This window comes from Pseudomonas sp. GW821-FHT01A09 (genome assembly GCF_058986725.1).
Genome location: NZ_JBYSWB010000004.1, coordinates 242,118 through 254,304, shown reverse-complemented (window position 1 = coordinate 254,304; position 12,187 = coordinate 242,118). Strand labels below are relative to the sequence as shown.

The following is a 12,187-nucleotide window of genomic DNA, read 5'->3' as shown; positions in this document are numbered from 1 at the left end:
TGCCAGGCCCAATGGCTGCGCCGGATACATCTGATCGGGGGCAAGCCCCCTCGCTACAGGGGTGTGGATATTTACACCAGCAACCGCAGGATCTCCGGCATGCCGGTCATGGCCGCCAGGTTGTTGATCACCAGCATGTCCAGCAGCTTGAGCACCATGAACGCCAGGATCGGCGAGATATCCAGGCCGCCAAGACTTGGCACGATACGGCGGAACGGTGCCAGCGCCGGTTCGCAGATCTGATTGACCAACTCGGCGCCGGGGTTGTGGCTGCCTTGTGCGACCCAGGAGAGGATCACGCTGATGATCATCGCCCAGAAGAAGATCTTCAGGAACAGCGCGGTCACGCCAATGATCGACCACACCAGCATCTGCACCGCCAGCGCGCCTGCCGAGGGCGCGAAGGGCGGGCCGAAGGTGCCGCCGGCCAGCAGGAAGGTAAAGCTCATCAGCAGGTACTGGACGATCAGTGCCAGCACCAGCGAGGACATGTCCAGGCCGAACAGGCTGGGGATCACCTTGCGCAGTGGACGCAGCAGGGGCTGGGTAGCGCGCACGATGAACTGGCTGAGCGGGTTGTAGAAGTCCGCCCGCACCAGTTGCAGGACGAAGCGCAGCAGGACCACCAGCAGATACAGGCTGCCGATGGTTTGCAGTACGTAGATTGCAGCGGTGTTCAATCCAATCATCATCGACTCCTCAGTTGCCCAACTGCTCGGCCAGCTCTGCCGAGCGGTGTGCGGCGGCGCCCAGCGCCTTTTCTACCAGCGCTTCGAAGCCATCGGCCTGGAAGGTCTTGATGGCGGCTTCGGTGGTGCCGGCCGGCGAGGTCACGCGGCGGCGCAGTTCGGCGGCATCGACATCGCTGTTGATGGCCATGTGCGCGGCGCCGAGGGCGGTCTGCAGGGTCAGCTTGGCTGCGGTCTCTTGCGGCAGACCGAGCTTGACGCCGGCGGCGGTCATGGCCTCGATCAGCAGGAAAAAATACGCCGGGCCGCTGCCGGATACCGCGGTCACGGCGTCCAGCTGCTGTTCTTCATCGAGCCACAGGGCCACACCGACGGCTGACAGCAGCTGTTCGGCCTGCTGGCGCTGTTCTGGCGTGACCAGATCAGTGGCGTACAGGCCGCTGACGCCCTGACGCACCAGCGCCGGGGTGTTGGGCATGCAGCGCACGATGGGCTGTTCGCCGAGCCAACGGGTCATGCTGGCGCAATTGATGCCGGCGGCCACGGAGACCACCAGTTGGCCAGGCTGCAGGTGCGGGCGCAGGCTTTCGCAAACGGCTTTCATCACCTGCGGCTTGACGGCGATCAGCACCACGTCCGCGCCGTCGATGGCCTGGGCGTTGTCGGCGAATGTTTCAATGCCGTGTTCGGCACTGATCCGCTCGCGGGTTTCGGCACCTGGGTCGCAGGCGCGGATCTGCGCGGCTTCGACGCCTTGGGCGCGCATGCCGCCAATCAGGCTGGCGGCCATGTTGCCGGCGCCAATAAAGGCAATACGAGTCTTGCTCATGACTGATCCTTGAAAAGAAGGGTGGAGCGCATCATCAGGGCTGACCATAGTCGCGGGCACCAAACAACGCGGTGCCGATGCGCACCCAGGTCGCGCCTTGGGCAACGGCGGATTCCAGGTCGTGGCTCATGCCCATGGAGAGGGTATCGAGCGGCAGATTCAGGTCTTGTTGCAGGCGCCGTACGGTGGCGAAGGCCGCGTCTTGTGCCGCGCGGTCCTCGGTGGGCTCGGGAATCGCCATCAGCCCGCGCAGGCGCAGGTTCGGCATTGCCGAGATGGCCGCGGCCAAGGCCGGCAGGTCGGCCGCGGTACAGCCGGACTTGCTCGCCTCGCCACTGACGTTCACCTGAATGCAGATATTCAGGGGCGCCAGGCCAGCGGGGCGCTGTTCGGACAGGCGTTGGGCAATTTTCAGGCGATCCACGGAGTGCACCCAGTCGAAGTGTTCGGCGATGGGCCGGGTCTTGTTTGACTGAATGGGGCCGATGAAATGCCAACTCAAGGGCAGGTCGCTCAATTGCGCCTGTTTCTCGAGGGCTTCCTGCAGATAATTTTCGCCAAAATCCTTGATGCCGGCGGCGTGGGCCTCACGCACAGCCACGGCGGGCTTGGTCTTGCTCACTGCCAGCAGGCCGACGGCGGCAGTTTCACGACCGGCTGCCTGAGCGGCTGCATTAATTCGCGCGCTTACCGATAAAACGTTGTCTGCTATCGTGGACATTGATTTTTGCCAGTGGATCCGAGGGTCTGCGGCATTCTACCTGCTTGTCCGTATTTGGGGAGTCTCATGGACATTACCGAGCTGTTGGCTTTCAGTGCGAAACAAGGTGCTTCCGACCTCCACCTGTCGGCCGGCCTGCCGCCGATGATCCGGGTGGATGGCGATGTGCGCCGCATCAACCTGCCGGCGCTGGACAAGAAGGCCGTCACCGACCTCATCTACGACATCATGAACGATCGCCAGCGCAAGGACTTCGAAGAGTTCATGGAGACTGACTTTTCCTTCGAGGTGCCTGGGGTCGCGCGTTTTCGGGTCAACGCATTCAACCAGAACCGCGGCGCCGGTGCGGTGTTCCGAACCATTCCGTCCAAGGTACTGAGCATGGAAGACCTGGGCATGGGGGATGTGTTTCGGCGTATTTCCGACGTCCCCCGTGGGCTAGTGCTGGTGACCGGCCCGACCGGCTCGGGCAAGTCCACCACGCTGGCGGCGATGATCGACTACCTCAACGCCAACAAGCATCACCACATTCTCACCGTGGAGGACCCGATCGAGTTTGTCCACGAGTCGAAGAAGTGCCTGGTCAACCAGCGTGAGGTGCACCGCGATACCCTCGGCTTCTCCAACGCCCTGCGCTCGGCGCTGCGCGAAGACCCGGACGTGATCCTGGTGGGCGAGATGCGTGACCTGGAGACCATTCGCCTGGCCCTGACGGCGGCGGAAACCGGTCACCTGGTGTTCGGCACCCTGCACACCACCTCGGCAGCGAAGACCATCGACCGGGTGGTCGACGTGTTCCCGGCCGAAGAGAAGTCCATGGTCCGCTCCATGCTGTCGGAATCGTTGCAGGCGGTGATTTCCCAGACTCTGCTGAAAAAGATCGGCGGCGGGCGAGTGGCGGCGCACGAAATCATGATTGGCACCCCGGCGATCCGCAACCTCATCCGCGAGGACAAGGTGGCACAGATGTATTCGGCGATTCAGACCGGCGGTTCGATCGGCATGCAGACGCTGGACGCTTGCTTGAAGGACCTGCTGAGCAAGGGGATCATCGCCCGTGAGAGTGCGCGGGAGAAGGCCAAGACGCCGGATAATTTCTGAACCTGTACTTCACATGTAGCGAGGGGGCTTGCCCCCGATAGGCCGTGACTGGCACACCGTTGGGGTGTCAGTCACGGCCTATCGGGGGCAAGCCCCCTCGCTACAGTGTTTCAGCGTTGGCTCAGGCGCAATACCGGGCCTTGTTTCTGCTTGGGCAGCACACGCTTGGCGACGACGTAATGCTCGTCCCAGTACGGCTTGTCGAGGGTGTCGATGGACACCGACTTGCCAGTACGTGGCGCATGGATGAAGCGGTCGTTGCCCAGGTAGATGGCAACGTGGTTGACCTGACGCCCTTCGATGTTGAAGAACAGCAGATCGCCCGGCTTCAAGTCCTTGCGATCGACCTTCTGGCCGTGCCCTTCAGCCATGGCGTTGGAGGTGCGCGGCAAATCCACCGAATGCACATCCTTGAACGCGTATTTGACCAGCCCGCTGCAGTCGAAACCTTTTTTCGGGTTGGTGCCACCGTAAACGTAGGGTGTACCCAGCATGTTCACGGCGCGGCTGAGAACTTCACTGCTCTGCTTGGTGGACATCTGCGCGGCGGTGTTACGGGCCGACACCAGCGAGTCGCTATGCTTGCCGCGACGGATTTGCGGACTCGGACCGTTCAACTGTGCGGAGAGCTCGGCCACCTTGGCGTCGATCGCTTCGTTGGCGGCTTGGGCATCGGCGGCCGCCTCGAGCTTGCGCAGCTCCTTGTCTTTCAAGCTGTTCCCGGTGTTGTTTTTCGCCAGGACAGGGGCCTTGTGCTTGGTATTGCGGGCTTCGGTCGGCGTCTTGTGCTTCGCGGCTGCCGATGGCTTGGCAGCTTTGCTGGCGGTTTCGTTCTTGGCGAGCTTGAGGTCGGGTTTGGTTTTCTCGTTCTTGGCCGTGTGACCGGCAGGTTCAGGAAGTCGTTGCTCACGGTTGGTGGCGTGGGCGGCCAGGGGCAATAATAGGCAGATGGTTAGCCATGTCTTGAAAAAAGGACGCATTCGGCAAGGCTCGTTTGGTTAGGCGCGAAACTTTATAACAGGTTTTTTTTCTGAATTAACCCCTTCATTCAGCGTCAAGCCTGGGTCAAAGACGTGCCATCACGGTGAAAAGGCCAACTGCGTGACCAGAGAGTCAGGTAAAACGCGGGTTTGACCGGGGTGTAAGGAAAAATGACCACACGTCGGGGCAGGACAAAAAAGTCACAGAAATATTGAAAAAATTTAACTATCAGCTGTCGAGAGGTCTCCCATGAGTAGCTATCGCTCCTACCCGGTCACCCAGGACACCCACAGCAAGCTGCTGGGTTACCTGTTGTGGATTTTCGGTTTTACCGGGGCCCACCGCTTCTATTACGGCAAGCCGGTGACCGGCACGATCTGGTTTTTCACCCTTGGCCTGCTCGGCATCGGCTGGATCATCGACTTCTTCCTGATCCCGTCCATGGACCGTGAAGCGGACCTGCGCTTTACCCCCGGCCCCACGGATTACAGCGTCGCCTGGTTGCTGCTGGCGTTTCTCGGGATATTCGGGGTGCACCGGATGTACCAGGGCAAATGGATCAGCGGGATCATCTATTTGCTCACGGGTGGATTGTTTTTTCTGGGGGTGTTGTATGACTTCTGGACGCTGAATGATCAGGTGTCGCTGAAAAACGCCCACGCCGCACGCTGACTCGCACTGCAAATGTAGCGAGGGGGCTTGCCCCCGATAGGCAGCTACTGTCACACCAGGGTGTGTCAGCGATAGCGTATCGGGGGCAAGCCCCCTCGCTACAGGGACGGCGGCGAATCAACCACCGTGGCTGATATGCCCGTCCACCAGCGTATAGCGCACGGCCCCGGGCAGGCAGTGGCCGAGGAACGGGCTGTTCTGGCCCTTCGACAACCACTGCTCGCCGGCCACGGTGGAGGCCGCCGGGTCGAACAGCACCAGGTCCGCCGCCGCCCCTACCTTCAATTCCCCGGCGGGCAGGCGCAAGGCCTTGGCCGGGCCGGCGCTGAGGCGCGTCAGCAGGGTCGGCAGGTCCAGCAGGCCGTCGGCCACCAGTGTCATTGCCAGTGGCAACAGCAACTCGACGCTGCTGATGCCCGGCTCGGTGGCGCCGAACGGCGCCAGCTTGGCATCCCGTTCGTGGGGCTGGTGATGGCTGGATATCGCCTGGATCACCCCAGCCTTCACTGCCTCGCGCAGGCCATCGCGGTCCTTGCGGGTCCGTAGCGGCGGTTGCACGTGGTACAAGCTGGAAAAGTCGATCAGCGCTTCGTCCGTGAGGATCAACTGATACAAAGCCACGTCAGCTGTGACCGGCAAGCCGCGCGCCTGGGCATCGGCAATCAACTGCACGCCGCGGGCGCTGGTCAGCTGGCTGAAGTGCGCCCGCACGCCGCTTTGCTCGACCAGCAACAGGTCCCGGGCCAGGGCCACGGTTTCGGCGGTTTCAGGAATCCCCGGCAGGCCGAGGAAGCTGGCGGTCGGGCCTTCGTGGGCGAGGCCGCCCTGGGCCAGATCGCGGTCCTGAGAATGGAAGATCACGGTCAGGTCGAAGGTGGCTGCATATTCCAGCGCCCGGCACAGCGTGCGGGTGTTGTGAAAGCTCTGCAGGCCGTTGCCGAAGGCGATGCAGCCGGCGTCCCGCAGAGCCACCAGTTCGGCCAGTTGCTCGCCCTCCAGGCCCTTGCTCAGCGCGCCGATGGGGAACACCTTGCAGTGCCCCGCCTCACGCGCGCGATCGAGGATCAGCTCCGTCACCGCCGAGGTGTCCAGCACCGGGCGCGTCTGCGGTGGGCAGCACAGGCTGGTCACGCCACCGGCGGCGGCCGCCCGGGTTTCGCTGGCGATGGTGCCCTTGCGGCTGTAGCCCGGCTCGCGCAGGGCGACGCTGAGGTCGACCAGGCCGGGAGCGGCCACCAGGCCGTTGGCGTCGAGCTGCTGGCTGGCGTTGAAGCCGGCCGGTGCGGCGCCGATGGCGACTATCTTGCCTTCGCTGATGTGCAGGTCACTGATGCTGTCCAGGCCGCTGGTAGGGTCGATGACACGGGCCCCGAGAATGCTGAGACTCACTGGACGTTCTCCTGCTCGAATTGACGCTGGGCGGTTTGCCCGCTCATGGCCATGGACAGCACCGCCATGCGCACGGCGATGCCATAGGTGACCTGATTGAGAATGACCGAATGGGGACCGTCGGCCACCGCCGATTCGATCTCGACGCCGCGGTTGATCGGCCCCGGGTGCATGACGATGGCATCGGGCTTGGCCCCGGCCAGACGCGCGGTGGTCAGGCCGAACAGGCGGTAGAACTCGCCTTCGCTGGGCAGCAGACCGCCCTGCATGCGCTCGCGCTGCAGCCGCAGCATGATCACCACGTCGACGTCCTTGAGGCCTTCCTCGAGGTTGGTGTAGACCTTGACGCCGTACTGCTCGACACCGATCGGCAGCAGGGTCTTGGGCGCGACCACACGGATGTCCGGGCAGCCCAGCGCCTTGAGCGCGAGCATGTTGGAGCGCGCAACCCGCGAATGCAGGATATCGCCGACGATGGCCACCGACAGGTTCTCGAAACTGCCTTTGTGGCGGCGAATGGTGAGCATGTCCAGCATGCCCTGGGTCGGGTGCGAATGGCGACCGTCGCCGCCGTTGATGATGGCCACCTCCGGGCACACATGCTCGGCGATGAAGTGCGCGGCGCCGGAATCGCCATGGCGCACCACGAACATGTCGGCGGCCATAGCTTCGAGGTTGCGCAGGGTATCGAACAGCGTCTCGCCCTTGCTGGTCGATGAGGTCGACACGTTAAGGGTGATGACGTCGGCCGAAAGCCGCTGGGCGGCCAGTTCAAAAGTGGTGCGGGTGCGCGTGGAGTTCTCGAAGAACACGTTGCACACCGTCTTGCCGCGCAGCAGCGGGACCTTCTTGACCGCCCGCGCGCCGACTTCGAGGAACGAGTCGGCGGTGTCGAGGATTTCGGTCAGCAGGGCCTTGGGCAAGCCGTCGAGCGAAAGAAAATGCCGCAGCTGACCGTGGTCGTTGAGCTGCAGCGGGCGCTTGGCGTCAATGGGCGTCATCGCGAGGGGACCCTTAAAGGCTGGAGGCGGAGGCGAGGTCCTGGCGCTCGAGGGCGAGCGGTGAGGGGCCGGACAATTTTACCCGTTCGTGGGCGCCCAGCGACAGTGTCGCGCCGACGATATTGGGGCGGATGGGCAGTTCGCCGGCATCGAGGTCGAGCAACGACACCAGGGTCACGCTGGCCGGGCGGCCGTAATCGAACAGTTCGTTGAGCGCCGCGCGGATGGTGCGCCCGCTCATCAGCACGTCATCGATCAGCACCAGGTGCTGGCCTTCGATCTCGAACGGCAGTTCCGAAGGGCGTACTTGCGGGTGCAGGCCGTTCTGACTGAAGTCGTCGCGGTAGAACGACACGTCGAGGGTGCCCAGCTGCGCCTCGCTGTGCAGTTCGGCCAGCAGCGCCTGGGCCACCCAGACACCGCCGGTGCGGATGCCGATGTAGCGCGGTTCGCTGATCTCGCGCCTGGCCAGGTGGGCCTGCAGGTCGATGGCCATCTGACGGATCAGATCGGCAGGGTTGGGAAGGCTCATGGGGGCTCCTGGAAAGCGCCGGGCGTCGAGTCACGCCGGGCTGGAAGTCTTCAAACCCGAGTCTTGCAATCCGGGTTCAAGCGTCGAATTGATCGGCGTTGGCCTCGAGCCAGCCCTGCAACAGCAGCGCGGCGGCGATGGCGTCCACCGGGTTGTCGCGGTAACTGCCGCGCTGGCTGCCGCGGGCCATGCGTTCGCCCTTGGCTTCGAAGGTGGTCAGGCGTTCATCGTGGGTGTGCACGGGGATGTTGTAGCGGCCGTTGATGCGGCGGCCGAACTTTTCGGCGCGCTCGCTCATCTCGCTGGGGCTGCCGTCCATGTTCAGGGGCAGGCCGACGACGACGGCGTCGGGCTTCCATTCCTTGATCAGCGCTTCGACCTGATTCCAGTCCGGTACGCCATTCTGCGCCTTGAGGGTGCACAGTTCGCGGGCCTGACCGGTGATCACCTGGCCGACGGCGACGCCGATCTGTTTGGTGCCATAGTCGAAGCCCAATAGCAGGCGAATAGCCATCAGGCGTGCCCCGCCTGTGAGGTCAGCAGGCTGAGGTTGATCCCCAGGCTGTGCGCCGCTGCATCCAGGCGCAACTCGCTGGCGGTGCCGAACAGGATGTCGGCGTCGAACGGGCAGGTCAGCCAGGCATTGTCGGCCAGCTCGGCTTCCAGCTGCCCGGCTTCCCAGCCGGCATAACCGAGGGTGATCAGGCTTTGCTGGGGGCCGACGCCGTCGGCGATGGCGAACAGCACGTCCTGAGAGGTCGACAGCGCGATATCACCCAGGTCGACGGTGGCCTGGTATTTGGGCCCTAGGCTGTGTAACACGAAGCCGCGGTCGGTCTGCACCGGGCCGCCCATATAGATAGGCACGTACTGGCAGCTCACCGGGGGATCGATTTCCGGCCGCAGCTGCTCGAGGATGTCCGCCAGATTCAGCGACTGCGGACGATTGATCACCAGGCCCATGGCGCCATTGGCGCTGTGCTCGACGATGTAGGTCAAGGTATGGGCAAAGTTCGAGTCGGCCATGTGCGGCATGGCGATCAGGAACTGATGCTTGAGGTAGCTGGGTTCGACTTTTTTCATGGCATGTAGTGTGGCGTTGACCAGTCCACCTGACAAGCTGGCAGATGCGTCAGCCGCTGAGGCTTTCAGTTGCTGGAAAGACGATCGCCTTTGGCGAAACGCCAGGTACGTATGATTTCGAGCCGGTCGACGTCGGAAAGGTCCCCTGTGAACGGTTGAAAAGGCGCGGCCAGGCGCACGATGCGCTGGGCCGCCTGATCCAGCAGGGGTTGCCCGGATGACTCCAGCACCAGCACTTCATACAACGAGCCGTCGCTGTTGATCGAGACCATCAGCCGCAGGCTGCCGTAGATCTGCTGGCGACGTGCCTCTTCAGGGTAGTTGAGGTTGCCGATGCGCTCGACCTTCTTGCGCCATTCGTCTTTATACCAGGCGCCTTTGTCATGCATGGTCGAGGCGGCGCTCAGGCGGTGGATGCGCGGGCGCTTGGCGTAGGCCTGCTGCTCCTGAGCCAGTTGGGCCTCGAGGCTGGCGATCTCGCTGGACTGCTCGGTGTTGTCGAAATCCGGGGTGTTGGTCTTCGGTGTGTCCCGGGTTTTGACCGGGTCGGGCCGCGCTTCGGTCTTCTGTGGCTGCGGCGCGCGAGTGGCCACGGCCTTGCGGGTCTGCGGCGTATCCGGGTTGACCAGCGGCTTGGGGGCGGGCGGCGGCGTGACCTTGTTGATGTTCTCGTCCTGGAAGGGCGCGATCTCGGTGGTCTTGGGCAGTGCCTTGGTGTCCAGCGTGCCGCTGCCTTCCTGGTTGTCCTGGGCAAGGAAGTCGGCCTTGTCCGGCGCCTTGGCGCTCTTGAATGGCGCCAGGGTGATTTCCAGCGTGCGGGAAATCTCGCTCGGCGGGGTGACGGCAAAGCTCACGCCGAGGATCACCGCCACGTGCAGCAAGGCCGCCACCACCAGAGTGAACCCCAGTCGGTCGGCCGGCCGCACGCGCGAACGCGGGGCCTTGGCTGGCACGGGTGGAGGATCGGCGGGTAGCGTTACAGCGCGTTTCATCGGTTATCCATCATATCGGGACGCCTTTGCAAGCAAAGGCGATTGCGCCGATTACTCTGTAGCGAGGGGGCTTGCCCCCGATTAGTTCGGTCAGACGCATTGAGAATGCCAACACAATTATCGGGGGCAAGCCCCCTCGCTACAGGGTGGGCGGTGGAGCAATACTCAACGAGCCTTGAGCTTCTGATCAATGGCATCCATCAACTGCACACCAATACGCGTGCCGAAGGCATTGTCGATCTCGCGGATGCAGGTCGGGCTGGTGACGTTGATTTCGGTCAGGTGCTCGCCGATCACGTCCAGGCCGACGAACAGCAGCCCCTTCTCGCGCAACGTCGGGCCGACCTGGGCGGCGATCCAACGATCGCGCTCGGTCAGCGGACGCGCTTCGCCACGACCACCGGCGGCCAGGTTGCCGCGGGTTTCGCCAGCGGCGGGGATGCGCGCCAGGCAATAGTCGACCGGCTCGCCGTCGATCATCAGGATGCGCTTGTCGCCGTCCTTGATCGCCGGCAGGTAGGCCTGGCCCATGATCTGCTGGGCGCCGTTGACGGTCAGGGTCTCGAGGATCACCGAGAGGTTCGGGTCGCCCGGGCGATGACGGAAGATCGAAGTGCCGCCCATGCCGTCCAGCGGCTTGAGGATCACGTCGCCATGCTTGGCCACGAACTCGCGCAGGATGTCCGGGCGGCGGCTGACCACGGTGGGCGGCGTGCACTGCGGGAACAACGTGGCGAACAGCTTCTCGTTGCAGTCACGCAGGCTCTGCGGGCGATTGACCACCAGCACGCCTTCGCGCTCGGCCTGTTCGAGCAGGTAGGTGGAGTAGACGAATTCGAGATCGAAGGGCGGGTCCTTGCGCATCAGGATGACGTCGAGGTCGGCCAGCGGCGCGTCGAATTCGGACTCGAACTCGAACCATTTCTCCGGGTTGGCGAACACTTTCAGCGGGCGCATGCGCGCGCGGGCCTGGCCGTCGCCCTGATAGAGGTCCTGGATTTCCATGTGGAACAGCTCCCAGCCGCGCTCCTGGGCGGCCAGCAGCATGGCCAGCGAGCTGTCCTTCTTGTAGGAGATCTCGGCGATCGGGTCCATGACAATTCCGAGGCGAACGCTCATGGGTAATTCCTCTTGTCGGCAATGCCTGAATGGGGCGTGAAAAGTGGCGTCAGGGTGGCGCTGACGGCCGCTGCGGTCAAGGGAAAACCGCAGGCCGGCGTGGTTGATGGAATGCCTTCCCCGAGTGTGTTAAAAATGCGGGCAATACACACAGGCCCCTTGTGGACGCGGGTCCACGTCCCGGCCTGGCTTGCCAGCACGCTGGCCATCACCGTCGAGCACTCATGGAACAGCATCAGGGCACCTTGAATCCGGGCGTTAAGGTCATGGTGATCGATGACTCCAAGACCATCCGCCGTTCTGCGCAGGCGCTGCTCAAGGATACGGGGGTAGAGGTCATCACTGCGGTGGACGGCTTCGACGCCTTGGCCAAGATCATCGATAATGCCGTGCATATCATTTTCGTCGACGTCATGATGCCGCGCCTCGACGGCTACCAGACCTGCGCCCTGATCAAGCACCACAGCGCCTTGATGGCCACACCGGTGGTGATGCTGTCGTCCCGCGACGGGGTGTTCGACAAGGCCCGGGGGCGCAGCGTCGGCTCCGAGCAGTTTCTGACCAAGCCTTTCAGCAAGGAAACCCTGCTGGGTGCGATCCAGGCGCACGTGCCGGGATTCACCGTGGCAACGCAACGTACACTTTGACAACGGCTCTCGTATGGGGCTGAACGCGTCATGACGTCTTATCAAGTATGGGGAACAGCATGGCTCGAATTCTGATCGTCGATGACTCGCCGACCGAGATGTACAAACTCACCAGCATCCTGGAAAGGCACGGTCACACCGTGCTCAAGGCCGAGAACGGCGCCGATGGCGTGGCCCTGGCCCGTCAGGAAAAACCCGACGCGGTGCTGATGGACATCGTCATGCCCGGCCTCAACGGTTTCCAGGCGACCCGGCAACTGACCAAGGACGCTGACACCGCGCACATCCCGGTGATCATCATCACCACCAAGGACCAGGAGACCGACAAGGTCTGGGGCACCCGCCAGGGCGCCCGCGACTACCTGACCAAGCCGGTCGAGGAAGACAGCCTGATCGCGACGTTGAATCGCGTCCTGGCGGGCTGATCGGGG

General features: G+C 63.4%; 16 protein-coding genes. 4 read left to right on the top strand and 12 right to left on the bottom strand.

Annotated elements, in window-relative coordinates:
- Window positions 1-71: 71 nt before the first annotated feature.
- The 3 genes from AC3WJP_RS07280 to AC3WJP_RS07270 are packed head-to-tail and all read right to left on the bottom strand — an operon-like array spanning window position 72 to window position 2,239.
- The gene (locus tag AC3WJP_RS07280; RefSeq protein WP_493720439.1) at window positions 72-689 is read right to left on the bottom strand and encodes a YggT family protein; all 618 of its coding nucleotides are present in this window, start codon (window positions 687-689) and stop codon (window positions 72-74) included.
- Window positions 690-699: 10 nt separating this feature from the next.
- Window positions 700-1,518 (bottom strand): pyrroline-5-carboxylate reductase, encoded by an 819-nt coding sequence (gene proC / locus AC3WJP_RS07275; RefSeq protein WP_493720440.1) that lies wholly within the window; start codon window positions 1,516-1,518, stop codon window positions 700-702.
- 34 nt (window positions 1,519-1,552) lie between these two features.
- Entirely contained in the window at window positions 1,553-2,239 is a 687-nt protein-coding gene (locus AC3WJP_RS07270) for a YggS family pyridoxal phosphate-dependent enzyme (protein WP_493720441.1), read from the bottom strand.
- Between the two features lie 66 nt (window positions 2,240-2,305).
- Here AC3WJP_RS07270 and AC3WJP_RS07265 point away from each other — a divergent pair, with 66 nt between their 5' ends.
- Window positions 2,306-3,340, top strand: a complete 1,035-nt coding sequence (locus tag AC3WJP_RS07265) for a type IV pilus twitching motility protein PilT (RefSeq protein WP_493720442.1) — start codon at window positions 2,306-2,308, stop codon at window positions 3,338-3,340.
- Between the two features lie 110 nt (window positions 3,341-3,450).
- Here AC3WJP_RS07265 and AC3WJP_RS07260 read toward each other — a convergent pair whose 3' ends face one another.
- Window positions 3,451-4,320, bottom strand: a complete 870-nt coding sequence (locus AC3WJP_RS07260) for a C40 family peptidase (protein ID WP_493720443.1) — start codon at window positions 4,318-4,320, stop codon at window positions 3,451-3,453.
- A gap of 250 nt (window positions 4,321-4,570) precedes the next feature.
- Here AC3WJP_RS07260 and AC3WJP_RS07255 point away from each other — a divergent pair, with 250 nt between their 5' ends.
- Entirely contained in the window at window positions 4,571-4,993 is a 423-nt protein-coding gene (locus AC3WJP_RS07255; RefSeq protein ID WP_493720444.1) for an NINE protein, read from the top strand.
- A 117-nt stretch (window positions 4,994-5,110) separates the two neighbouring features.
- On the opposite strand, the gene AC3WJP_RS07250 is transcribed toward AC3WJP_RS07255, so the two are convergent.
- The 8 genes from AC3WJP_RS07250 to AC3WJP_RS07215 all read right to left on the bottom strand — a co-directional run bounded on the left by AC3WJP_RS07250 (window position 5,111) and on the right by AC3WJP_RS07215 (window position 11,345).
- Window positions 5,111-6,382: a dihydroorotase gene (locus AC3WJP_RS07250; protein WP_493720445.1), complete on the bottom strand. Its 1,272-nt coding sequence runs from the start codon at window positions 6,380-6,382 to the stop codon at window positions 5,111-5,113.
- A complete protein-coding gene (locus AC3WJP_RS07245; protein ID WP_493720446.1) occupies window positions 6,379-7,383 on the bottom strand; it encodes an aspartate carbamoyltransferase catalytic subunit in 1,005 nt (334 codons plus the stop codon). Before AC3WJP_RS07245 ends, AC3WJP_RS07250 begins: the two co-directional genes overlap by 4 nt.
- Before the next feature lie 13 nt (window positions 7,384-7,396).
- A complete protein-coding gene (gene pyrR, locus AC3WJP_RS07240; RefSeq protein WP_493720447.1) occupies window positions 7,397-7,915 on the bottom strand; it encodes a bifunctional pyr operon transcriptional regulator/uracil phosphoribosyltransferase PyrR in 519 nt (172 codons plus the stop codon).
- Window positions 7,916-7,991: 76 nt separating this feature from the next.
- On the bottom strand, window positions 7,992-8,429 hold the full coding sequence (ruvX, locus tag AC3WJP_RS07235) for a Holliday junction resolvase RuvX (RefSeq protein ID WP_493720448.1): 438 nt from the start codon (window positions 8,427-8,429) through the stop codon (window positions 7,992-7,994).
- Window positions 8,429-8,998, bottom strand: coding sequence for a YqgE/AlgH family protein (locus tag AC3WJP_RS07230; protein WP_493720449.1), 570 nt, complete (start codon window positions 8,996-8,998; stop codon window positions 8,429-8,431). Before AC3WJP_RS07230 ends, ruvX begins: the two co-directional genes overlap by 1 nt.
- A 65-nt stretch (window positions 8,999-9,063) precedes the next feature.
- Window positions 9,064-9,990, bottom strand: coding sequence for an energy transducer TonB (locus AC3WJP_RS07225; RefSeq protein ID WP_493720450.1), 927 nt, complete (start codon window positions 9,988-9,990; stop codon window positions 9,064-9,066).
- A 165-nt stretch (window positions 9,991-10,155) separates the two neighbouring features.
- Window positions 10,156-11,109 carry a glutathione synthase gene (gene gshB / locus AC3WJP_RS07220; protein ID WP_493720451.1) on the bottom strand — a complete coding sequence of 318 codons (954 nt, stop codon included), beginning with the start codon at window positions 11,107-11,109 and terminating at the stop codon, window positions 10,156-10,158.
- Window positions 11,106-11,345, bottom strand: a complete 240-nt coding sequence (locus tag AC3WJP_RS07215) for a hypothetical protein (protein WP_493720452.1) — start codon at window positions 11,343-11,345, stop codon at window positions 11,106-11,108. Before AC3WJP_RS07215 ends, gshB begins: the two co-directional genes overlap by 4 nt.
- Between AC3WJP_RS07215 and AC3WJP_RS07210 the strand changes: the two genes are divergently transcribed.
- The gene (locus AC3WJP_RS07210; protein ID WP_493720453.1) at window positions 11,334-11,756 is read left to right on the top strand and encodes a response regulator; all 423 of its coding nucleotides are present in this window, start codon (window positions 11,334-11,336) and stop codon (window positions 11,754-11,756) included. The genes AC3WJP_RS07215 and AC3WJP_RS07210 overlap by 12 nt on opposite strands.
- Before the next feature lie 59 nt (window positions 11,757-11,815).
- Window positions 11,816-12,181 carry a twitching motility response regulator PilH gene (gene pilH, locus AC3WJP_RS07205; RefSeq protein ID WP_493720454.1) on the top strand — a complete coding sequence of 122 codons (366 nt, stop codon included), beginning with the start codon at window positions 11,816-11,818 and terminating at the stop codon, window positions 12,179-12,181.
- The last annotated feature ends 6 nt before the right edge of the window (window positions 12,182-12,187 follow it).

Coding starts and splice junctions, on each gene's coding strand:
- ruvX (WP_493720448.1), bottom strand. CDS start 8,429: ATGGCTATTCGCCTGCTATTGGGCTTCGACTATGGCACCAAACAGATC.
- gshB (WP_493720451.1), bottom strand. CDS start 11,109: ATGAGCGTTCGCCTCGGAATTGTCATGGACCCGATCGCCGAGATCTCC.
- AC3WJP_RS07230 (WP_493720449.1), bottom strand. CDS start 8,998: ATGAAAAAAGTCGAACCCAGCTACCTCAAGCATCAGTTCCTGATCGCC.
- AC3WJP_RS07245 (WP_493720446.1), bottom strand. CDS start 7,383: ATGACGCCCATTGACGCCAAGCGCCCGCTGCAGCTCAACGACCACGGT.
- AC3WJP_RS07270 (WP_493720441.1), bottom strand. CDS start 2,239: ATGTCCACGATAGCAGACAACGTTTTATCGGTAAGCGCGCGAATTAAT.
- AC3WJP_RS07280 (WP_493720439.1), bottom strand. CDS start 689: ATGATTGGATTGAACACCGCTGCAATCTACGTACTGCAAACCATCGGC.
- AC3WJP_RS07215 (WP_493720452.1), bottom strand. CDS start 11,345: ATGCTGTTCCATGAGTGCTCGACGGTGATGGCCAGCGTGCTGGCAAGC.
- AC3WJP_RS07255 (WP_493720444.1), top strand. CDS start 4,571: ATGAGTAGCTATCGCTCCTACCCGGTCACCCAGGACACCCACAGCAAG.
- AC3WJP_RS07210 (WP_493720453.1), top strand. CDS start 11,334: ATGGAACAGCATCAGGGCACCTTGAATCCGGGCGTTAAGGTCATGGTG.
- AC3WJP_RS07260 (WP_493720443.1), bottom strand. CDS start 4,320: ATGCGTCCTTTTTTCAAGACATGGCTAACCATCTGCCTATTATTGCCC.
- pilH (WP_493720454.1), top strand. CDS start 11,816: ATGGCTCGAATTCTGATCGTCGATGACTCGCCGACCGAGATGTACAAA.
- proC (WP_493720440.1), bottom strand. CDS start 1,518: ATGAGCAAGACTCGTATTGCCTTTATTGGCGCCGGCAACATGGCCGCC.
- AC3WJP_RS07225 (WP_493720450.1), bottom strand. CDS start 9,990: ATGAAACGCGCTGTAACGCTACCCGCCGATCCTCCACCCGTGCCAGCC.
- AC3WJP_RS07265 (WP_493720442.1), top strand. CDS start 2,306: ATGGACATTACCGAGCTGTTGGCTTTCAGTGCGAAACAAGGTGCTTCC.
- pyrR (WP_493720447.1), bottom strand. CDS start 7,915: ATGAGCCTTCCCAACCCTGCCGATCTGATCCGTCAGATGGCCATCGAC.